Origin of the sequence: Serinicoccus hydrothermalis (genome assembly GCF_001685415.1) — a bacterium.
GTDB classification, from domain to species: Bacteria; Actinomycetota; Actinomycetes; order Actinomycetales; family Dermatophilaceae; genus Ornithinicoccus; species Ornithinicoccus hydrothermalis.
This window is the reverse complement of the sequence record NZ_CP014989.1, coordinates 1,217,060-1,237,046: the sequence shown is the minus strand read 5'-3', so window position 1 is coordinate 1,237,046 and position 19,987 is coordinate 1,217,060. Positions and strand designations below refer to the sequence as shown.

18 protein-coding genes and 2 tRNA genes are annotated in these 19,987 nt (G+C 72.1%); 9 read left to right on the top strand and 11 right to left on the bottom strand.

Annotated features, from left to right (window positions below):
- The first annotated feature begins 72 nt into the window (after positions 1-72).
- Positions 73-1,086 (top strand): DNA polymerase IV, encoded by a 1,014-nt coding sequence (locus SGUI_RS05675; protein ID WP_066642877.1) that lies wholly within the window; start codon positions 73-75, stop codon positions 1,084-1,086.
- A gap of 8 nt (positions 1,087-1,094) precedes the next feature.
- Here SGUI_RS05675 and SGUI_RS05670 read toward each other — a convergent pair.
- Positions 1,095-1,168 (bottom strand) — tRNA-Gly (locus tag SGUI_RS05670).
- An 82-nt stretch (positions 1,169-1,250) separates the two neighbouring features.
- On the opposite strand from SGUI_RS05670, the gene SGUI_RS05665 reads away from it, so the two are divergent.
- From SGUI_RS05665 to SGUI_RS05655, 3 genes are all read left to right on the top strand, one after another.
- Positions 1,251-1,327: transfer RNA gene (locus tag SGUI_RS05665), tRNA-Pro, on the top strand.
- Between the two features lie 94 nt (positions 1,328-1,421).
- On the top strand, positions 1,422-2,786 hold the full coding sequence (gene tig, locus SGUI_RS05660; RefSeq protein WP_066637373.1) for a trigger factor: 1,365 nt from the start codon (positions 1,422-1,424) through the stop codon (positions 2,784-2,786).
- A 151-nt stretch (positions 2,787-2,937) separates the two neighbouring features.
- Positions 2,938-3,864 (top strand): hypothetical protein, encoded by a 927-nt coding sequence (locus SGUI_RS05655; protein WP_066637371.1) that lies wholly within the window; start codon positions 2,938-2,940, stop codon positions 3,862-3,864.
- A gap of 124 nt (positions 3,865-3,988) precedes the next feature.
- Here SGUI_RS05655 and SGUI_RS05650 read toward each other — a convergent pair whose 3' ends face one another.
- On the bottom strand, positions 3,989-4,921 hold the full coding sequence (locus SGUI_RS05650) for a DMT family transporter (RefSeq protein WP_083190814.1): 933 nt from the start codon (positions 4,919-4,921) through the stop codon (positions 3,989-3,991).
- 329 nt (positions 4,922-5,250) lie between these two features.
- Between SGUI_RS05650 and SGUI_RS05645 the strand changes: the two genes are divergently transcribed.
- From SGUI_RS05645 to clpX, 3 genes are all read left to right on the top strand, one after another.
- The gene (locus SGUI_RS05645; protein ID WP_066637365.1) at positions 5,251-5,853 is read left to right on the top strand and encodes an ATP-dependent Clp protease proteolytic subunit; all 603 of its coding nucleotides are present in this window, start codon (positions 5,251-5,253) and stop codon (positions 5,851-5,853) included.
- A 79-nt stretch (positions 5,854-5,932) separates the two neighbouring features.
- Positions 5,933-6,601, top strand: a complete 669-nt coding sequence (locus tag SGUI_RS05640) for an ATP-dependent Clp protease proteolytic subunit (protein ID WP_066642866.1) — start codon at positions 5,933-5,935, stop codon at positions 6,599-6,601.
- Positions 6,602-6,782: 181 nt separating this feature from the next.
- Positions 6,783-8,060, top strand: coding sequence for an ATP-dependent Clp protease ATP-binding subunit ClpX (gene clpX, locus SGUI_RS05635; protein WP_066637363.1), 1,278 nt, complete (start codon positions 6,783-6,785; stop codon positions 8,058-8,060).
- 9 nt (positions 8,061-8,069) lie between these two features.
- Here the strand turns inward: clpX and SGUI_RS05630 are convergent, their stop codons facing one another.
- The 8 genes from SGUI_RS05630 to valS are packed head-to-tail and all read right to left on the bottom strand — an operon-like array spanning position 8,070 to position 15,762.
- Positions 8,070-8,417, bottom strand: a complete 348-nt coding sequence (locus SGUI_RS05630) for a DUF202 domain-containing protein (RefSeq protein ID WP_066637361.1) — start codon at positions 8,415-8,417, stop codon at positions 8,070-8,072.
- Positions 8,414-8,785, bottom strand: a complete 372-nt coding sequence (locus SGUI_RS05625) for a YidH family protein (RefSeq protein ID WP_066637359.1) — start codon at positions 8,783-8,785, stop codon at positions 8,414-8,416. Before SGUI_RS05625 ends, SGUI_RS05630 begins: the two co-directional genes overlap by 4 nt.
- 54 nt (positions 8,786-8,839) lie before the next feature.
- Entirely contained in the window at positions 8,840-9,385 is a 546-nt protein-coding gene (locus SGUI_RS05620; protein ID WP_066637357.1) for a hypothetical protein, read from the bottom strand.
- 2 nt (positions 9,386-9,387) lie between these two features.
- The gene (locus SGUI_RS05615; protein WP_066637355.1) at positions 9,388-10,752 is read right to left on the bottom strand and encodes a DUF58 domain-containing protein; all 1,365 of its coding nucleotides are present in this window, start codon (positions 10,750-10,752) and stop codon (positions 9,388-9,390) included.
- A complete protein-coding gene (locus tag SGUI_RS05610; RefSeq protein ID WP_066637353.1) occupies positions 10,752-11,777 on the bottom strand; it encodes an AAA family ATPase in 1,026 nt (341 codons plus the stop codon). The genes SGUI_RS05615 and SGUI_RS05610 overlap by 1 nt, the downstream gene beginning before the upstream one ends.
- Positions 11,774-12,307: a hypothetical protein gene (locus SGUI_RS05605; protein ID WP_066637351.1), complete on the bottom strand. Its 534-nt coding sequence runs from the start codon at positions 12,305-12,307 to the stop codon at positions 11,774-11,776. Before SGUI_RS05605 ends, SGUI_RS05610 begins: the two co-directional genes overlap by 4 nt.
- Positions 12,304-13,059: a DUF4129 domain-containing protein gene (locus SGUI_RS05600; protein WP_083190521.1), complete on the bottom strand. Its 756-nt coding sequence runs from the start codon at positions 13,057-13,059 to the stop codon at positions 12,304-12,306. Before SGUI_RS05600 ends, SGUI_RS05605 begins: the two co-directional genes overlap by 4 nt.
- 9 nt (positions 13,060-13,068) lie before the next feature.
- The gene (valS, locus tag SGUI_RS05595) at positions 13,069-15,762 is read right to left on the bottom strand and encodes a valine--tRNA ligase (RefSeq protein WP_066637336.1); all 2,694 of its coding nucleotides are present in this window, start codon (positions 15,760-15,762) and stop codon (positions 13,069-13,071) included.
- 180 nt (positions 15,763-15,942) lie between these two features.
- Between valS and SGUI_RS05590 the strand changes: the two genes are divergently transcribed.
- Together SGUI_RS05590 and SGUI_RS05585 are read left to right on the top strand one after the other, a co-directional pair.
- Complete coding sequence (locus SGUI_RS05590) at positions 15,943-17,595, top strand: alanine/glycine:cation symporter family protein (protein ID WP_066637334.1); 1,653 nt, start codon at positions 15,943-15,945, stop codon at positions 17,593-17,595.
- A gap of 76 nt (positions 17,596-17,671) precedes the next feature.
- On the top strand, positions 17,672-18,523 hold the full coding sequence (locus SGUI_RS05585) for a methyltransferase domain-containing protein (RefSeq protein ID WP_066637333.1): 852 nt from the start codon (positions 17,672-17,674) through the stop codon (positions 18,521-18,523).
- On the opposite strand, the gene SGUI_RS05580 is transcribed toward SGUI_RS05585, so the two are convergent.
- Positions 18,520-19,893: a YcaO-like family protein gene (locus SGUI_RS05580; RefSeq protein ID WP_066637326.1), complete on the bottom strand. Its 1,374-nt coding sequence runs from the start codon at positions 19,891-19,893 to the stop codon at positions 18,520-18,522. The two genes, SGUI_RS05585 and SGUI_RS05580, sit on opposite strands and share 4 nt — an antisense overlap.
- Positions 19,894-19,987: the final 94 nt, after the last annotated feature.

The following is a 19,987-nucleotide window of genomic DNA, read 5'->3' as shown; positions in this document are numbered from 1 at the left end:
CAGGGTAGGCGGGCAGGGGGCCGGACGGGGGAGACTGTGCCGGTGACGCGTCGCTGGGTCCTCCACGTGGACATGGACCAGTTCCTCGCCGCCGTCGAGCTGCTGCGCCGGCCGGAGCTGGTGGGGCGCCCGGTCGTGGTCGGCGGCCGGGGCGACCCCACCGAGCGCGCCGTGGTCTCGACCGCGTCCTACGAGGCGCGTGAGCACGGCATCCGCTCCGGTATGCCGTTGCGCGTCGCGGCCCGGCGCTGCCCCGACGCGGTCTTCCTGCCGGTCGACTTCCCGGTCTACGAGGACGCCTCCGAGCGGGTCATGGACACGCTGCGCGGCTGGCCGGGTGCGGTGGTGCAGGTGCTCGGGTGGGACGAGGCCTTCGTCGGGGTGGAGAGCGACGACGCCGAGGCGGTGGCGTCCGGTCTGCAGGCGGCCGTGCTGGAGCGGACCGGGCTGCACTGCTCCATCGGCATCGGCGACAGCCTGGTGCGCGCCAAGACCGCCACCGACTTCGGCAAGCCGCGCGGGACCTACGTCCTGACACGCGAGACCTGGCCCGAGGTGATGGGGCCGCGACCGACCACGGCGCTCTGGGGCGTGGGCAAGCGCATCGCCACCCGGCTGGAGCGCGTGGGGATCTCGACGGTCGAGCAGCTGGCCCACGCCGACGACGCGGTGCTGCAGGCGGAGTTCGGGCCGACCAGCGGGCCACGGCTGTCCGAGCTGGGTCGGGGCGGGGGAGCTGACTGGCCCGACGACTCGCCCTGGGTGCCGCGCGCACGGGGGCGGGAGACGACATACCAGGAGGACCTGGTCTCGCCGGAGCAGGTGCGGGCGGCGCTGGCCGAGCTGGCCGCCCGGGTGGTGGAGGACGTGGGGGCCGAGGGCCGGCCGGTGCAGCGGGTCTTCCTCAAGGTGCGCTTCGTGCCCTTCTTCACCTACCACCGGGGGCGGAAGCTGGCCGTGCCGACGACCGACCCGCAGGTGCTGGCGGACACGGCATTCGAGCTGTACGAGCGGCTGGACGACGAGCGGCCGGTGCGGCTGCTGGGGGTGCGCGGGGAGATGGTGCCGCCGCCGGGCGGCTACTGAGGGAGAGGTGGAGCGGGTGACGGGAATCGAACCCGCGTAGCCAGTTTGGAAGACTGGGGCTCTACCATTGAGCTACACCCGCGTGACCCTGCGCGGTGCGTGTCCCGCCGGGCCGAGCAGATAGTCTAAGCCCTCGCCCGTGGCGTCCGTGACGCCGCCCGCGACGGGGTATGGCGCAGCTTGGTAGCGCGTCCGCTTTGGGAGCGGAAGGCCGCCGGTTCGAATCCGGCTACCCCGACCACCTAGCATGGTGCTGATCCGCGTCCTCGCCGCGGGCCCTCTGTATGCCCGGCGAGAGACGACATACCCCCGACATGACAACGGAGCAACCAGCAGTGAAGAGCGCTGTCGAGACCCTGACCCCGACCCGGGTCAAGCTGACCGTCGAGGTCCCCGCCGCCGATCTCCAGCCGAAGCTGGACGCCGCCTACAAGAGCATCGGCGCCAACGTGCAGATCCCCGGATTCCGGAAGGGCAAGGTGCCGAACCGGATCATCGACCAGCGCTTCGGACGCGGTGCGGTGGTGCAGGAGGCCGTCAACGACGCCCTACCCGAGTACTACACGCAGGCGATGACCGAGAACGAGCTCACCCCGCTGTCCCAGCCCGAGGTCAACCTCACCTCGCTGCCGATGGAGGAGGGCCAGGACCTCGCCTTCGAGGCCGAGGTCGACATCGTCCCGCAGTTCGAGCTGCCCGACTTCTCCGGCATCGAGGTCGTCGTCGACCCGGCCTCGGCGTCCGAGGAGGACGTGCAGGCCAGGATCGACAACCTGCGCGAGCGCTTCGGCACGCTCAAGCCGATCAAGCGCAAGGCCAAGACCGGTGACCACCTGACGATCGACCTGTCCGCCAAGATCGGCGAGGAGGAGATCGACTCGGTGACCGGCGTCTCCTACGAGATCGGCTCCGGCACGATGCTCGACGGCCTGGACACCGCGCTGCGCGGCACCAAGGCCGGCGACACCGTCGAGTTCAGCTCGCCGCTGGCCGGTGGCGACCGCAAGGGCGAGAGCGCCGACGTCACCGTGACCGTGCAGGCCGCCAAGGAGCGCGAGCTGCCCGAGCTGGACGACGAGTTCGCCCAGCTCGCCAGCCAGTTCGACACGATGGACGAGCTGCGCGAGGACCTGGCCAAGCAGGCCGAGCAGGGCGCCCGCTTCGAGCAGGGCGTCGGCGCCCGCGACAAGGTGCTGGAGGCCATGCTCGAGATGGTCGAGATCCCGGTGCCCGACAGCCTCGTCGAGGCCGAGGTGCACCGTCACCTCGAGGGCGAGAGCCGGCTCGAGGACGACGAGCACCGCGCCGAGGTCACCGAGTCCACGATCAAGGCCATGCAGACGCAGTTCCTGCTCGACGCGCTGGTCAAGCGGGACGAGGTCGAGGTCGACCAGGGCGAGCTCATCGAGTACATCATGATGACCGCGCAGCAGTACGGCATGAACGCCCAGCAGTTCGCGCAGCAGATCGACCAGCAGAACCAGGTGCCCGCCATGGTCGCCGAGGTCGGCCGCCGCAAGGCGCTGGCCAACGTGCTCGAGCAGGCCCAGGTCACCGACACCGAGGGCAACGTCGTCGACCTGGACGCCATCGAGGGTGACGACGAGGACGAGGAGGCCGAGGTCGCTGCCGGTGACCAGGTCGTGGAGGCCGGCGACGAGGTCGTCGAGACCGAGGAGGAGCCGGCCGCCAAGAGCTGACTCACCACTCACGGTGCGCGACTGCACCGGGTATGCCTGCCAGCACGGCGAATCCACGGCATACCCGGTGCAGTCGCGTTCTTGCTTGGTCGGCGGGATGAGGTGTGGACAACTTCTGCGGCCACGGGGAGGCAGCAGGCACGCTGGCTCGATGAGCCGGTCGGAGGGCAGCGTCGAGGGATTCACGGCGATGCCGTTCACCTATCGCCGTGCGCGCGAGGCGGGGATGACCCGTGCCCAGCTGCGCCGGGACCACGTGTGCCTGCTGCGCAGCGTGTACGTCGACCGGCGGGTGCGGGTGGACGGGTATGTGCGCGCCCGGGCCGTGCTGCTGGTCGCGCCGGCCGACGCCTTCGTGTCCCACCACACCGCGGCCGAGCTCTGGGGTGCCGTCGTCCCGCACGCGGTGCGTCCGCACGTCAGCGTGCCGACCGGGCGGCCGAGGTCGGCCCGGGAGGATCTCGTCGTGCACGCCTCGTCGCGCGAGCCGGTGATGTTCCGGGGCCAGCGGGTCACGACGCCGATGGACACCTTCCTCGACTGCGCGCGTGTGCTCGATCTGGTCGACCTGGTGGTGCTGGGCGACAGCCTCGTCGCGCGGCGTCGGATCTCGCCCGAGCAGCTGAGGCAGGGGGCGCAGGAGTCGACGGGCCGGGGGTCTCGCCTCGCCCGGCGCGCTGCCGGCCTCGTCCGGGCGGGCGTGGACTCACCCATGGAGACCCGGTCGCGGATGCTCCGGGTGCTCGCGGGGCTTCCCGAGCTCGAGACCGACATCCGCTTCCACGACGAACGGGGCGACCTGGTGCGCCGACTCGACGCGGGGGATCGGGCCACGCGGACCGCGGTGGAGTACGACGGGCGTCACCACATCGAGCGGGAGCGCAGCTGGGAGGCGGACCTCGGGCGGCGTGAGGACTTCGAGGACGCTCAGTGGCGCATCGTCGTGCTCGTCGCCGCGGACATCTACCGCACGCCAGGGCAGACGGTGGAGCGGCTGCGGCGGATCTTCGCGCAGCGGGGCATCCGGCTCGGGCCGCCGAGCGACGAGTGGCGCCGCTACTTCCCGGGACAGGGCTGAGCGCTGACGCACGCTCGGGCACGATCGGGTCCGGTCATGGTGCGACTGCAGCGGATATGTCACCCGGCAGGGCGATGTCGCGACATACCCGGTGCAGTCGCGCTTTTCCGGGCCGGGGGAGTGGTCAGCGCTGGAGGGACTCGGCGCGCTCGGGCACCCGGACCGACGGCTGCGTGGCGCGCCGCTCGTGCACCGAGAGGGCGACGACCGAGGCGACGACGAGCGCCATACCGATCCACTGGCTCGGCTCCGGACGGCTGGCGAAGGCGATGACGCCCACGGCGGCAGCGGTGAGCGGGAAGGCCAGCTCGGCGAGGGTCGCCCGGGAGGCCGGGGTATGCCGCAGCGCCCGGTAGTAGAGCGTCATCGCGGCCAGGCCGGGCAGCAGCGCCAGGGCCACGATCGACGGCGCGGCGGAGAGCGGCACGGCCAGCGGGGTGCTGGTGAAGCCGGCGATGACGGCCAGGGTCACCAGGCCCACGGCGAACCGCAGCGCGGTCAGGTCGGCGAAGCGCAGCTCGGCGCTGGCGGCCCGCCCCAGCACGGTGCCGCACGCCCACAGGGCCGCGGCCCCCAGCGCCAGCAGGGCCGCCTGGGCCGAGCTGACGCTCACGGCCAGCGGGTCGGCGAAGGTCATGAGCCACGCGCCGAGCACGGCCGGGGCCAGGAAGAGCAGGTAGGAGCGGCGCAGCCGCTCGCCGAGCAGGACGGCGGCGAGGGCCAGCGCGAGGAAGGGCTGCAGCTTCTGCAGCACCTGCGGCGTGATCGGGTCACCGAGGCGGAAGGCGGCGGTGAAGAGGGTCGTGGCCAGGGCCGAGCTGCCCGCTCCGATGACGAGGACGGAGATCTGGGTGCGCAGCGTGGCGGCCCGCCAGCGCCGCACCGCGGGCACCAGCCACGGCAGGAGCAGCAGGGTCAGCAGCGCGTGCTCCCAGAAGACGATCGCCAGCGAGGGCAGCTCGCGGGCCAGCGGTCCGCGCCACAGCGCGGACAGGCCCCAGAGCGAGGCGGCCAGGGCGACCAGCCAGGTGCGGTCGGTGCGGAGGGTGTGGGTCACCGGGACAGCCTCGCACGGGTCGGGGCCCTGCATACCGTGCGGTCGGTCGACGCAAACCGTGCGGCCGGTCGGCGCATACCGTGCGGCCGGTCGGCGCATACCGTGCGGCCGGTCGGCGCATACCGTGCGGCCGGTCGACGCATACCGTGCGGCCGGTCGACGCATACCGTGCGGCCGGTCGACGCAAACCGTGCGGCCGGTCGGGTGGCAGTGCGCTCAGGGCGAACACGGCGCCGGTGGGGGAGTTTCGCGGCAGGGGCGGACGTTAGGGTCGATGACAAGCACAGTGCCGCACGGCATACCCCGGACGAAGCGAGGGAAAGCAGCACATGACTGACGACACCACGATGGCCGAGCGACCGGTCCAGGCGGGTCTGGACGACCAGATCTACAACCGGCTGCTCAAGGAACGCATCATCTTCCTCGGCTCGGACGTGCGCGACGACAACGCCAACGCGATCTGCGCCCAGCTGCTCCTCCTCGCCGCCGAGGATCCGGAGAAGGACATCTGGCTCTACATCAACTCCCCGGGCGGGTCGGTGACCGCGGGCATGGCGATCTTCGACACCATGCAGTGGATCCCCAACGACGTCGCGACGGTCGCGATGGGCCTGGCCGCCTCGATGGGGCAGTTCCTGCTCTCCGCCGGCGCCCCCGGCAAGCGGTACGCCACCCCGCACGCCCGGGTGATGATGCACCAGCCCTCCGGCGGCATCGGCGGCACCGCCTCCGACATCAAGATCCAGGCCGAGCAGATGCTGCACATCAAGAGGCAGATGGCCGAGCTGATCGCCGAGCACACCGGTCAGAGCCAGGAGCAGATCACCCGCGACTCCGACCGCGACCGCTGGTTCACCGCGGCCGAGGCCAAGGACTACGGCTTCGTCGACCACGTCTACGAGCGCTCCGGCGACGCCGGACCCACCTCCTGACCGGCCCCCCTGACGCGAGAAGAGAGCTGACCCCACCATGACCTTCCCCCCGCAGAGCCCGTATGCCGGTGGCGCCTGGATGGGCACCGACCCGGTGCAGCAGCCCGGTGGCGGCATCGCCCGCCCGCTGGCGCCCAGCAGCCGCTACATCCTGCCGCAGTTCGAGGAGCGCACGTCCTACGGCACCAAGCGCCAGGACCCCTACACCAAGCTGTTCGAGGACCGGATCATCTTCCTCGGCGTCCAGGTCGACGACGCCTCGGCCGACGACATCATCGCCCAGCTCATCGTGCTGGAGAGCCAGGACCCGGACCGCGACATCCTCATGTACATCAACTCGCCGGGCGGCTCGTTCACCGCGCTGACGGCGATCTACGACACGATGCAGTACATCAAGCCGGACGTGCAGACCTTCGTCATCGGCCAGGCGGCCTCGGCCGCCGCGGTGCTGCTGGCCGCCGGTGCGCCGGGCAAGCGCTTCGCGCTGCCCAACGCCCGCGTGCTCATCCACCAGCCGGCGCTGGCCGGCGGTGACTACGGCCAGGCCTCGGACATCGAGATCCAGGCCAACGAGGTGCTGCGCATGCGGACCTGGCTCGAGGAGACCTGGGCCAAGCACTCCGGCCGCAGCCCCGAGCAGGTCCAGCAGGACATCGAGCGCGACAAGATCCTCACCGCCAGCGAGGCCAAGGAGTACGGCCTCGTCGACGAGGTGCTCGGCTCGCGCAAGGCGTCGCTGGACGACTGACGGCATACCCGGGGGTGGTCCGTGGCCAGCGTCCGCCGAGCGCGGGTCGCGGGCCCAACACGCGGATCGCCCCCGGAAAACCGTGCCGAAACACGGCCCGGCAAGGTAGCGTCGGGCAGACAGGGCGAGCCCGGCTCGCCCGGACCACGACGAGGATGCAGAAGGCGGGAAGGACGACCACGTGGCACGGATGGGCGAGAGCAGCGAGCTGCTGAAGTGCTCTTTCTGCGGGAAGAGCCAGAAGCAGGTCAAGAAGCTGATCGCGGGCCCCGGGGTCTACATCTGCGACGAGTGCATCGACCTGTGCAACGAGATCATCGAGGAGGAGCTGGCCGAGTCCAGCGATCTCGGGCTCGGGCAGCTGCCCAAGCCGCGGGAGATCTTCGACTTCCTGCAGAACTACGTCGTCGGCCAGGACCCGGCCAAGCGCGCGCTCGCCGTCGCGGTCTACAACCACTACAAGCGCATCCAGGCCGGTGAGGGCAAGAGCGGCAGCGACGAGAACGTCGACATCGCCAAGTCCAACATCCTGCTCATCGGCCCGACCGGCTGCGGCAAGACCTACCTCGCGCAGACCCTGGCCCGGATGCTCAACGTGCCCTTCGCGATCGCCGACGCGACCGCGCTCACCGAGGCGGGGTATGTCGGTGAGGACGTCGAGAACATCCTGCTCAAGCTCATCCAGGCCGCCGACTTCGATGTGAAGAAGGCCGAGACCGGGATCATCTACATCGACGAGATCGACAAGATCGCCCGCAAGAGCGAGAACCCCTCGATCACCCGGGACGTCTCCGGCGAGGGCGTGCAGCAGGCGCTGCTGAAGATCCTCGAGGGCACGGTCGCCAGCGTGCCGCCGCAGGGCGGGCGCAAGCACCCGCACCAGGAGTTCATCCAGATCGACACCGGCAACGTGCTCTTCATCGTGGGCGGTGCCTTCGCCGGCATGGAGAAGATCATCGAGTCCCGCACCGGCAAGCAGGGCCTCGGCTTCGGGGCCGAGCTCAAGTCGGCCAAGGACGTGGGGGAGCACTTCGGGGACGTCCTGCCCGAGGACCTCATGAAGTTCGGGCTCATCCCGGAGTTCATCGGCCGGCTGCCGGTCATCACCACCGTCTCGCCGCTGGACCGGGACGCGCTGGTCAACATCCTCACCGAGCCGCGCAACGCGCTGGTCAAGCAGTACCAGAAGATGTTCGAGATCGACGGCGTCGAGCTGGAGTTCGCCGACGACGCGCTGGAGGCCATCGCCGACCAGGCGCTACTGCGCGGCACCGGTGCCCGCGGGCTGCGCGCCATCCTTGAGGAGGTCCTCCTCCCGGTGATGTTCGACGTCCCCTCCGACGACGAGATCGCCAAGGTCGTCATCACCCGCGAGGTGGTGCAGGAGAACGTCAACCCGACGATCGTGCGGCGCGAGGTCGCGCCGCGCAAGCGCCAGCAGCGCAAGGAGAGCGCCTGACCGATCCGGTCAGGAGAGGCGCTCCAGCCCCACCCGGAGCACGAAGGTCGCCGCCGCGAGGCTGACCAGCCCGAGGCTGATGCTCGCCACCACGAAGGCCATGCCGTCCGAGGCGATGGTGTCGTCGTGGTGCAGCCGCAGGTGGTCCCGGCGGTAGCGACCGGTCGCCCGGTGGTAGGCCCAGGCGGCGCCGGCCACGACGAGCCCCCCGACGACTGCGGCCGTGACCAGCCCCAGGTATGCCCCGGTGAAGCGCGCGATGCCGGCCCCGATGACCGCCAGGGCCAGGCAGGTGCGCCGCCAGGCCAGCAGCGTGCGTTCCGGCTGCAGTCCGGGGTCGTAGGCCGGTGCGCTCACACCAGCAGCCCGATCGCCACGAGCAGGATCGCGAGGAGCAGCCCGACCGCGATGACCGAGCCGATGGTCAGCGGCGGCAGCGCCCGCCCCTCCCGCATGGCGCGCTCCACCCGGAACCACCCGACCCAGGCCTGCAGCGAGGCCAGCATCCCCAGGACCACGAAGACCGCAGACGCGGCCAGCCGGAAGCCCGGGTCGATCGGCACGGCGAGCGCCTCCAGCGCCACGCCCGCGGCGAGGAACGCCAGCGCGGTGCGGATCCACGCGAGGAAGGTCCGCTCGTTGGCGAGGCTGAAGCGGGGGTCGGGCTCCGAGCCCCGGGCATACACCGACCGCGGCAGGCGGGCCGAGCTGCGGCGTCCGGTCATCGGGGCACCGCCTGGGTCGGGTCTGCGCTCACGCGTCCAGCATAGGGAGGATCCTCAGGCCTGCTGTCGCTGGCGCTCGCGCACCCGGACGTAGCCGACCAGGGCCAGGGCGAGCAGCGCGAGCCCCAGCACGGCGGGCAGCGGCCCGCCACCGTCACCGCCGGTCGTCACCAGGGCCGCGAGGGCCCAGACCACGGTGCTGACGAGGGCGACGACCCCGGTGTGGACGGCATACCGTCGCAGGACCGAGGCGGGCACGCTGGCCTGCGGGGGCACCGAGGCCGCGAGCGCGGCGCTGGCGTGCACCAGCAGCAGGCTCCAGGTGGCCGGCAGCAGCGCCCAGTGCCACGGGCCCTCGACCCCGGCCCACCAGCTGGCGATCGCCCACACGAGGAAGAGCGCGGGCATGATGCCGTTCGGCTGGACCACCACGAGCAGGCCTAGGACGACGGCGCCCACCCAGGCGACCGGGCCACCGCCGCCGGCCGCGGCCTGGGAGAGCGCGAAGCCCAGCGCGCCGAGCACGGCGAGCAGACGCACCCGGCGGTGGCTGGGGGTGGCGGTGCGCAGGTTGACCCAGTGCTCCCGGAGCTCGCCCACGGCTACACCCCCGCCCCGCGGCGCCGGTGCGCCAGCTCGCGCAGCACGACGTCCAGGCTGCCCGGCCCGAGCCACGGCACCACGGCCACACCCTGCCCGCGGATCGCGCGGATCTCCCGGTCGCGCTCCAGCATGCGCAGCCGCCAGGCGGTGCGGGCCAGGGGGTCGCGGTCCGCGCTGGGGACGACGCCCGCGCCGGCCTCGACGAGGGCGTCCACCACGACGACCGACAGCCCACGGGCGGCCAGCGTGGCCGCCTGGGTCAGCGCGTCCGGGGAGACCAGGGCCGAGATCATGACGACCAGCGTCCCCGAGCCCACGCCGAGGTGGACCCGGCGCGGGTCGGTCTGGTCGTCGGCCGCCGGCTGGATGCGGCTCAGGGTGTCCAGGATGCGCACGCCGTGGCGCTTCCCGGTGCCCACCGGGACGGTGAGCGGCGTGCGTGCCGAGAGGACCCGCAGGCTCACCCGGTCGCCCTGCTGCAGGAAGTGCTCGCTCACGGCGGCGGCCGCACGGACCGAGCGGTCCAGCGAGCTGGGCGTGCCGGAGAGCCCGCCGGAGCGGCCCAGGTCGTAGTGCGCGTCCACGAGGACGGCGACGTGGGTGTCCTGGTCGGCATAGCTCGACGTGACGTGCAGCTCGCCGGTCCGGGTGGACCGCGGCCAGTGGATGCGGCGCAGCCGGTCACCCACCTGGAAGGGTCGGATCGTCGCGAACTCGCTGCCGTCCCCCGGGCGGGTGGAGCGGTGCATGCCCACGAGCCCGCGGGGGTGCGGCGCCGGTGCCGAGCTGTCGAAGGCGGCGGGCTGGGGCAGCACCCGCAGCCCCTGCGCGTCGAGCGAGACCGGGCCCCAGCGGTAGGAGCCCCATGCGCTGCTGGCCGCCACCTGCATCGGCCCGATCCGCCGGACCCCCCATCGGGTCACCCTCAGCCCGACGAGCAGCCGACGACGGCCCTGCGCGAGCGGACCCTGCGCGTCGGCCACCGTGGCTGTGCGCTGGACGGGCAGGTCGTCGCGGTCCAGCGTGAGGCGCATCTTCTCCCGCACCACCGCCTCCACGAAAGGTGCGGGCGCCAGGGCGGCGGAGAGGACCTGCGCGCCCTCGACCGGCTCGAGGTCGGCGACGGCCAGCGCCTGTTCGCCCTCGCGCACCTGGGCGTGGGAGAGGGCGAAGCGGTGGTCCGGGAGCTCGGTCGGCCGCGTCACCAGGCTCCACGCCAGGACGACGACGAGCGGGCTCAGCAGGACGAGCAGGTCGGGCCGGCGCCACAGCAGCGCGACCGGCGCGACGAGCAGGATGGCCACCAGGCACCGGGCGAAGGCGTGCGTGGGCCGCCACGCGTCGGCCCGCTCGGTGAGGGCCATCAGCCCTGGACGGCGCTGTCGCCGTCGTCCACCGTCGAGGCACCGGTGCGCGAGCCCGGCACCGGCACCTGGCCGAGGGCGGCGGTGACGACCGCCGCGCCGCCGGTGTCCGACATCCACAGCTCGGGCTTGATCGAGATCCGGTGGTCCAGGACGGCGTGCGCCACCGCCTTGACGTCCTCGGGGGTGAGGTAGTCACGGCCGTGGATGACGGCATACGCCCGCGCCGTGAGCATGAGCGCGAGCGAGCCGCGGGGGGATGCCCCGACGAGGACGGCGCGGTGCCGCCGGGTCGCCGAGGCCAGCTCGACGCAGTAGCGCGAGATGTCGTCCTCGACCGGCACCCGCTCGACCGCGTCCTGCATGGCCGACAGCCCGGCGGCGTCCGTCACCGCCTCCAGCCGCTGGTCCTCGGTCCGGCGCGACACCCGCCGGCGCAGCACGTCCCACTCCTCCTCGGGTGAGGGGTAGCCGAAGGAGACCCGGGCCAGGAAGCGGTCCAGCTGCGCCTCGGGCAGCGGGTAGGTGCCCTCGTACTCGACCGGGTTGGCGGTCGCGAGGACGTGGAAGGGCTGCGGCAGCGGGAAGGTCTGCCCCTCGACGGTCACCTGGTGCTCCTGCATCGCCTCCAGCAGCGCGGACTGGGTCTTGGGCGGCGTGCGGTTGATCTCGTCGGCGAGCAGCAGCCCGGTGAACAGCGGACCGGGGCGGAAGGCGAACTCGACCGCCTTCTGGTCGTAGACGAAGGACCCGGTGAGGTCCGAGGGCAGCAGGTCAGGGGTGAACTGCGCGCGGGTGAACTCGAGCCCGAGGGTCTGCGCGAAGGAGCGGGCGGCGAGCGTCTTGCCCAGCCCGGGGAAGTCCTCCAGCAGCACGTGCCCGCGGGACAGGATCGCGGTGAGCACCATCGTCAGGGCCTCGCGCTTGCCGACGACGGCCTGCTCCACCCGGTCGAGCACGTCCGCGGCGCGGCGCGAGACCTCCTCGGTGGTCAGGGCCGGGGCGGGGGTGCTGGTCTGGCTCACAGCTTCTCGACTCCTTCGATGGCGGTGTGCAGCGCGCTCTTGCTGCGCCTGCGGGTGTCGGTGGGCGGGTGCGTGAGGTAGCCCCACAGGTGCGGGTCGAGCACGTCCTGCGCCCTCTCCGGCTCGGTGTCCAGGTCGATGTCGTGGTGGGCCAGCAGCCGCTCGGCCGCGAGCGCGCGGACGACCGGGTAGATCTCGTCGCCCCGGTCGTCCCGGTCCAGCGCGTCCCGCAGGTCGCGGCGCAGCCGGAGCAGGCGGTAGTCCATCGCGTCCGGCGGCGCCGACTCCTGGCGCGGTGTCGAGACCCAGTAGGCCTGCTCCACGTCCTGGGAGGTGCTGCCGGCCCCCCACAGCGCGAGGCCGGTGACCAGGCCCGCCAGCAGCACGGCGAGGACCGCCAGCGGCAGGGCGTACGGCAGCGAGCCGATGAACCACAGCAGGCCACCGACGACCAGAGCAGCCGCGAGCGCCGAGGTCAGGTGGCGACGCAGGCTGCGGCGCGTGACCGCGCCGTGGACCGTGGGGCTCACCGGCTCCCTCCGGTATGCCCGGACCCACCCTCGCGGGCGGCGGCGGCCTGCGCCTCGTCCTCCTCGGCGCGGGCCTGCTCGGCGAGCACCCGCCGGCGCAGGTCGTCGTGGATCCGCTCCAGGGCGGCGACCGCGCGGTCGCGCTGGTCCTCGCTCACCGGGTGCCGGGAGAAGCGTGCCTCGCGGTAGGCCTCGGAGAGCGAGCGGATGGCGGTCTCGTCGACCTCCCACCGCGTGAGGACCCGCCGGGTCAGCTCCGCGGCCGTCTCGGCCGGGTTCTGGTGCAGGCCGGAGCGGCGCACCGCCTCCTCGAGCGCGACCCAGCAGGCGACGACCGCGTTGCGCGGGTCGCCCTCGGCGAGGGCGCGGTAGCGCACGTCGTCGCCGGTGGCCTCGAGCAGGGCGACCAGCTCCTCGTCCTCCTCGACGGTGAGCTGCTCGCGCTCGCGCACCTGCCGGTTGGCCAGCATCCGCAGCACGATGAGGATGACCACCGTCACCAGGACGAGGAAGCCGATGAGCAGCCAGTCGACGGCCCGGCCCTCTCTCTGCTGCCCGTCACCCTCGAGGACCTGCTGGCTGGGACCCTCGGTCACGGCCGGGAAGTCGGGCATACCCATGGAGGGCGCCCAGGTGCTCTGCGGCGGGCCGACGAGCGGCGCGCCGCTGCTGGAGCTCCACAGCAGCAGGGTGATGGCGGCGAGGGCAGCGGCCACGGCGACGGCGACCGTCGACCTCATGCCCCTGCGCATGACCTCACCCTAGGCCGGGTCCTCCACCAGGGCGACGTCACCGACGCGCAGGGTGTCGGCGTCGACGAAGGCGACCTCGCCCACCACCTTGCCGGCGGCGCGCAGGTCGGAGAGGGCCGAGCGCACCTGGTCCAGCTCGCTCGCCGGCCCGGCGATGGTCGCGGCGGAGATCTCCGTGCGCATCTTGACCTTGGCCTCGGACTTGGCCCGCCGCAGCCCCGCGAGCGCCTGCCCGACGGTCGACAGGAGCGCCGGCGGCGCGTCGTCGGCACCGGGCAGGGACAGCTCCTGCACGACCGGCCACGGCTGGGTGTGGACCGAGCTGCCCTCCTCGTGCCACCACGACCAGACCTCCTCGGTCGCGAAGGACACGACCGGGGCCAGCAGGCGCAGCTGCACCGACAGCGCCAGCCGCAGCGCCGCCCGCGCGGAGAGCGTCTCCGGCGAGGGGTCGCTCGTCGGTCCGTCGGCGCTGAAGGCGCCGCCGTAGGCGCGCTCCTTGACCAGCTCGAGGTAGTCGTCGCAGAAGGTCCAGAAGAAGGACTCGGTGACGTCGAGGGCGGTGGAGTAGTCCCAGGCCTCGTAGGCGTCGGTCGCCCGGCGCACCACCTCGGCGAGGCCGGCCAGCATCGCGCGGTCCAGCGGCTCGGTCACGAGCGAGGCCTCGTCGGCGCCCTCCGGCAGCTCGCCGAAGGACAGCACGAACTTGCTCGCGTTGAGCAGCTTGATCGCGAGGCGGCGACCGACCTTGACCTGGCCCGGGTCGTCCACGGTGTCGACGCCGGGGCGGGCGGCGGCCGCCCAGTAGCGCACGGCGTCGGTGCCGTTCTCCTCGAGCATCCCCAGCGGGGTGGCCGCGTTGCCCTTGGACTTGGACATCTTCTTGCGGTCCGGGTCGAGGATCCAGCCGTTGAGGTAGGCGTCGGTCCAGGGCAGCGAGCCGTGCTCGTGGTGCGCGCGCACCACGGTGGCGAAGAGCCAGGTCCGGATGATGTCGTGGCCCTGCGGCCGCATGTCGAAGGGGAAGATCGCGTCGAAGAGCTCCGCGTCGGACCCGTCGCCCTGACCTCCGCGGGTCGGCCAGCCTGCGGCGATCTGCGGCGAGAGCGAGCTGGTCGCCCAGGTGTCCATGACGTCGGTGTCGGCGGTGAAGCCGCCCGGGGCGTCCCGCTGCTCCTCGGTGTAGCCCGGGGGCACGTCGTTCACGGGGTCGACCGGCAGGCTGGCCTCGTCGGCGACGAGCACCCGCTCGTGGTCGATCTCGCCGTGCTCGTCGACGGCATACCAGACCGGGAAGGGGACCCCGAAGAAGCGCTGGCGGCTGATGAGCCAGTCGCCGTTGAGCCCCTCGACCCAGTTCTTGTAGCGGCTGCGCATGAACGCGGGGTGGAAGTCGATCTCGTCGCCGCGCGCGATGAGGGCGGCGCGCAGGTCCTCCTCGCGCCCACCGTTGCGGATGAACCACTGCCGGCTGGTGACGATCTCCAGCGGCTTCTCGCCGCGCTCGTAGAAGTTGGCCTTGCGCTGGGTCTTCGTGGGCTCGCCGTCGAGGTCGCCGCTCTCGCGCAGCGCCGCCACGGTGGCCTCGCGGGCCGAGTGCGTGGTCCGGCCGGCGAGGTGCTCGGCGTACAGCTCCTCCCCGGGGCCGCCGGCGACCCACTCCGGCACCTCGGCCTGGAAGCGTCCGCTGCGGGTGATGACCGAGCGGGTCGGCAGGCCCAGCTCGCGCCACCACACGACGTCGGTCATGTCGCCGAAGGTGCAGCACATGGCGATGCCGGCGCCCTTGTCCATCTCCGCCGCCGGGTGGGCCAGCACCGGCACCTCGACCCCGAAGAGCGGGGAGGTGACCGTCGTGCCGACGAGGTCGGCATACCGCTCGTCGTCGGGGTGGGCGACCAGCGCGACCACGGAGCAGATGAGCTCGGGGCGGGTGGTCTCGATGAAGACCGGGTCGCCACCGGCGCGGTGGTAGGCGACGCGGTGGTAGGCGCCGGGGTAGTCGCGGGCCTCGAGCTCGGCCTGCGCGACCGCGGTCTGGAAGGTGATGTCCCACAGGCCTGGCGCCTCGGACTGGTAGGCCTCGCCGCGGGCGAGGTTGCGCAGGAAGGCCTGCTGGGCGACGGCGCGGGAGCGGTCCTCGATGGTGCGGTACTGCACGTTCCAGTCGATGGCCAGGCCGAGGCGGCGGAAGACCTCCTCGAAGGCCTGCTCGTCGACCACGGTGAGCTCCTCGCAGAGCTCGATGAAGTTGGCGCGGCTCACCGGAACCTGGTCGGCGGCCTTGAGGCTCTTGCCCTCGCCCCCGCGCTGCGGCGGGGTGAAGTCCGGGTCGTAGGGTAGCGAGGCGTCACCGCGGACGCCGTAGTAGTTCTGTACCCGCTTCTCGGTCGGCAGGCCGTTGTCGTCCCAGCCGATCGGGTAGAACACCTGCTTGCCGGTCATCCGGTGGTAGCGGGCCAGGCAGTCCGCCTGGGTGTAGCCGAAGACGTGGCCGAGGTGCAGGGTGCCCGACGCCGTCGGGGGCGGGGTGTCGACGGCGAAGACCTGTTCCCGGGGGCCGGCCAGCGCGGCCTCGCGGTCGAAGGCGTAGACGTCGGCGTCCTTCCATACCCCGACCCACTTCTCCTCCAGGCCGTCGACGGACGGGCGCTCGGGCAGCTGCGCCGGGCGCGAGGGAGCGATCTGGGGGGTGTGGTCCATGCCCGGTATTGTCCCAGACCGTCGGCGGGCCGCACGACCGGGACGAAAGGTCCCCAACGAGGACGTCGCCCGCGGTGTTCCGGGGTTCGGTCACGATTTGGTCACGATAGGGGTATGTCGTTGACCACCGCCGCGTTCTGACTCACTGTGTGACGCATGTTGCGATCCTTTCCCGTGCCCATGAGCGTGACGGAGACGAACGACCCGCAGTGGCTGCAGGCCATCGAGGGTGCCGTCGACAGCGCCTTCACCAACCTGACCGTCTGGTTCGACACCGTCCTGTTCTGGGCGCCGGACTTCTTCCCCATGCCGTGGATCGTGGCCTGGCTCCTCGTGGGTGCCGTGGTCATCACCATCTACCTGGGCTTCCCGCAGCTGCGCGGCCTCAACCTGGCCCGCCAGGTGGTGCAGGGCAAGTTCTCCTCGCCGGACGACCCCGGTGAGATCCCGCACTACCAGGCCCTCACCTCGGCCGTCTCGGGCACCGTCGGCCTCGGCAACATCGCCGGTGTCGGCGCCGCCGTCGTCATGGGTGGTCCCGGAGCCACGTTCTGGATGATCTGCGCGGGCATCCTCGGGATGGCGACCAAGTTCGCCGAGTGCACCCTGGGCGTGAAGTACCGCGAGATCCGGGCCGACGGCACCGTCTCCGGTGGGCCGTTCAAGTACCTCCCCGTCGCCTTCAGCAAGTTCCCGAAGTTCCTGTCCGTCGGCCTGACCGGCGCCTTCGCGGTCGCGATCCTCCTCTTCGGCGTCGCCGGCGGAAACATGTTCCAGTCCAACCAGACCTACGCCCAGCTGGTGCAGGTCACCGGCGGAGAGGACTCGCCGTTCGTCGCGCTGGCCTGGCAGTTCGGGATCGGCATCATCATCGCGGTCATCATCGGCGCGGTCATCATCGGCGGGATGAAGTCCATCGGGCGGGTGACCTCGACGCTGGTGCCGTTCATGGGCGGCATCTACGTCCTGGCCTGCCTCTTCGTCATCCTCACCAACGTCGGCCAGATCCCGGGCGCCATCGGCGAGATCGTCGGCGGCGCCTTCGCCCCGCAGGCCGTGGCCGGCGGCTTCCTCGGTGCCCTCATCGTCGGCCTGCAGCGCTCGGCCTTCTCCAACGAGGCGGGCCTGGGCTCGGCCCCGATCGCCCACTCCACGGTGAAGACGCGCCGCCCGGTGTCGGAGGGCTTCGTCGCCCTCTTCGAGCCGTTCATCGACACGGTCCTCATCTGCACCATGACCGCGCTGACGATCATCATCGCGGACACACAGTTCTACAACGACGCCCGCCAGAGCTACTTCGACGGTGAGGCCGCCGCCGACGGTGTGGTCGTCACCTCCGAGTCCTTCGAGTCGGCCATCAGCTGGTTCCCGCTGCTGCTGGCGCTGGCGGTCGCGCTCTTCGCGGTCTCGACGCTCATCACCTGGTCCTACTACGGCCAGCGGGCGTGGGCCTACCTCTTCAAGGACAGCAAGGCCTCGGTGGCGATCTACCGCGGTGTCTTCCTGCTCTTCACGGTCATGGGTTGTGTGCTGAGCTTCGGCCAGCTCATCGACTTCACCAACGTCATCCTCTTCCTCTGCGCCTTCATCAACCTGCTCGGCGTCTACTTCCTGCTCCCGGTGATCAAGAAGGAGATGAAGGAGTACTGGGCGGACTACCGCTCCGGCAAGCTCTTCGAGCTGGGCAAGCTCGACCACGAGAAGGAGATCGCCGTGGAGGAGCTGGCGGAGGAGAACCAGGTCGTCAACTCCTCGGGCCACAACCAGCTGGCCGACCCGGACGACGACGGCTTCGGCGCCGGTGGCACCACCACGCCGCGCGGCCGCGGCTGACGGCATACCGCACGAACGGCGAGGGCCGGGAGCGAGCACGCTCCCGGCCCTCGCCGCGTCCGGAAGGATCATCGACGTGTCGCACGACGTCCCTCTCGCCCGGCGAGCCGCCGAGGCGTTGTGGCTCTCCGCCGCCCTCGCCGAGACCGGTGCCGCGTCCCGCCCGCCCGGCGAGGCGCAGGAACGTCTGCGCACCCTGGCGGCCGCACGCTGGGGCGGGGCCGACCAGGCCGAGGTGCCGGTGGAGATCCGGCGTGCCCTACGGCGCGCGCTGGGTGAGGTGACCACCACCATCGGCGGTGAGGTGACGCCTCGGCCCGAGGACCAGCTGGAGACAGGGCTCGAGTCGGGGGCCGAGGTGATGCGCATCCTGGCCGACCTCAGCCACGAGGACACCGGGCTCGGGGAGCTGCTCGACCACGACTTCCGTCTCCTGGACGTGGGCACGGGCGTCGGTGGTGTCGCCAGCAGCGTCGCCCTGAAGTGGCCCGGGTCCACGGTCCGGGGGATCGACGTCGACCCCGCCGTCCTGGAGCTGGCGCGCCACGTGGTGAGGAGCAGGGGGTGCACGGAGCGGGTCCGGCTCGACCACGCCGATGTCGTGGACCTGGATGCGCAGGACGTCTACGACCTGGTCTGGTTGTCGCTGCCGATGATCGGCCAGGACGAGGCTCCCCCGGCGCTGCGGGCCGTCGCACGATGCCTGGGCCACGACGGGCGCGTCGTCCTGGCGACCGTCTCGGACGAGGCGGACGTCGACGACGTGCTCCAGCTGGCCAGGGCATGGCGGCTCTCGGTGCAGGGGCGGTGCCGGTGGACCGCGCAGCAGGCGCTGGACGCGGCAGCTGCCCTCGGGCTCGAGCCCCGCGCCAGGCTCGACCAGCACGACGCGCACGTGACGCTGGTCAGTCTGGCGAGACGGACCTAGACGCCCTGCCGTTCCCGCAGCCGAACTGCCCGTGCTCCCGGAGCCGGCGCATGCCCGACGAGCACCTGGTGGAACGACTCCAGGCCCGGCACGTGCACCTGGGCCACGGTGGTGCCCGACGGCCACTGCTGGAGCGGGACCCACCCAGCGCGGTGGCCGGCGTCCTGCAGGCTCCGCACGACCCAGCGCACCTGCTCCGACACGGACCGGTTCGTCGCGGTCAGGGGCACGTGCGTCACCGCGCCGGGAGTCGCAAGGTGGCCGAGACGCAGCGTCGCGCAGCGCAGCAGCGCCGGGTGGGCGGCGAACCGGTCGACGACCTCGCGATGCTGCCCGGCCTGCTCCTGCGAGAGCCGGAGGTACGAGGGGCCCGGGCCGATCTCGGAGCCCTCACCTCCCGACGTGCCGGGCTCGGCCACGGCCCGACGCAGGAGGTGCCCCTGGACGATCTCGGTGAGCGCGCGCTCGACGGCCACGCGCAGATCGTTGGACGCCCCCGACCCGTACACCGGCTCGTCGGTGCTGGTGCCGGCCAGGGCGAGCACGCACGGGACGTCGATGTCGGTCGTGATGTCCAGCAGGGTGATCTCCTCCCCGAGGATCTCCTCGGCGCACGTCCGGCACGACGCGAGCTCCTCGTCCTCGGGGGAGATCCGGACGAGCGGCGGCACGGGGCCACCTCCCAGGACGTGCAGCAGCAGGAAGAGGGAGAGGGCGTCACGCTCCACGCTCTCGTTGAGCCCGTGCAGGATGGCCTCCTGCGCCGTGGCGCCGATCGCGCTGCCGCTGTTGGTCGAGTATGCGGCTGCCGCGCCGTAGTCGGTGTCGTCACCCGTCCGCCGTCGCAGGGCCCCGACCTCGGGGCTCTCGTCGAGCATCCACGGGGCGCTGCGGAACAGGGGTGCGGGGAAGTCCTCGCCCGCGCCCAGGGCGGTGGCCCGGACACAGGCCAGCGAGGATCCGTCGAGTCGATCCCACCACTCCTCGCCCTGCCACGCCTCGACCAGACGAGGGTCCGCCCGGTCCACCGCCGTCACCGGGAGGTGGGGAGCCCACGACGGCCCGGTGACCGCGTGCTCGAGCGCCTCGAAGTGGGCGCCGACGACGGCGACGTCGAGCCGGCCCTTCCCTGCACCGACACCCAGCTCGATCTCTCGCGCACCCTCGCGCAGGATGCACTGCGCGGCGGTCGGGCCGGCGTGGTCGGCCCACCGGGCGCTGCTGCTCCACCCCAGGTGCCCGAGGTCGTCATGGATGCGCTGCCACGCCTGGTCGCCGGACAGCTCGCGTTCCGCCCGGCCTCCCCAGACGAAAGGACGACCGGGGAGCGTGAGCTCCCCGGTCGTCCTTCGCCATGACGTGAAGGTCACTCAGTGGTGCCCCACGTGGCGACGAGCTGGTCCAGCTCGGCCGGATCCACCTCGCTCTTCTTGATCGCTGCGGACAGGTTGTAGGCGACGCATG

Coding starts and splice junctions, on each gene's coding strand:
- SGUI_RS05645 (WP_066637365.1), top strand. CDS start 5,251: ATGACTGACGACACCACGATGGCCGAGCGACCGGTCCAGGCGGGTCTG.
- SGUI_RS05640 (WP_066642866.1), top strand. CDS start 5,933: ATGGGCACCGACCCGGTGCAGCAGCCCGGTGGCGGCATCGCCCGCCCG.
- SGUI_RS05625 (WP_066637359.1), bottom strand. CDS start 8,785: ATGACCGGACGCCGCAGCTCGGCCCGCCTGCCGCGGTCGGTGTATGCC.
- SGUI_RS05655 (WP_066637371.1), top strand. CDS start 2,938: ATGAGCCGGTCGGAGGGCAGCGTCGAGGGATTCACGGCGATGCCGTTC.
- SGUI_RS05615 (WP_066637355.1), bottom strand. CDS start 10,752: ATGGCCCTCACCGAGCGGGCCGACGCGTGGCGGCCCACGCACGCCTTC.
- SGUI_RS05600 (WP_083190521.1), bottom strand. CDS start 13,059: ATGCGCAGGGGCATGAGGTCGACGGTCGCCGTCGCCGTGGCCGCTGCC.
- SGUI_RS05590 (WP_066637334.1), top strand. CDS start 15,943: ATGAGCGTGACGGAGACGAACGACCCGCAGTGGCTGCAGGCCATCGAG.
- SGUI_RS05675 (WP_066642877.1), top strand. CDS start 73: ATGGACCAGTTCCTCGCCGCCGTCGAGCTGCTGCGCCGGCCGGAGCTG.
- valS (WP_066637336.1), bottom strand. CDS start 15,762: ATGGACCACACCCCCCAGATCGCTCCCTCGCGCCCGGCGCAGCTGCCC.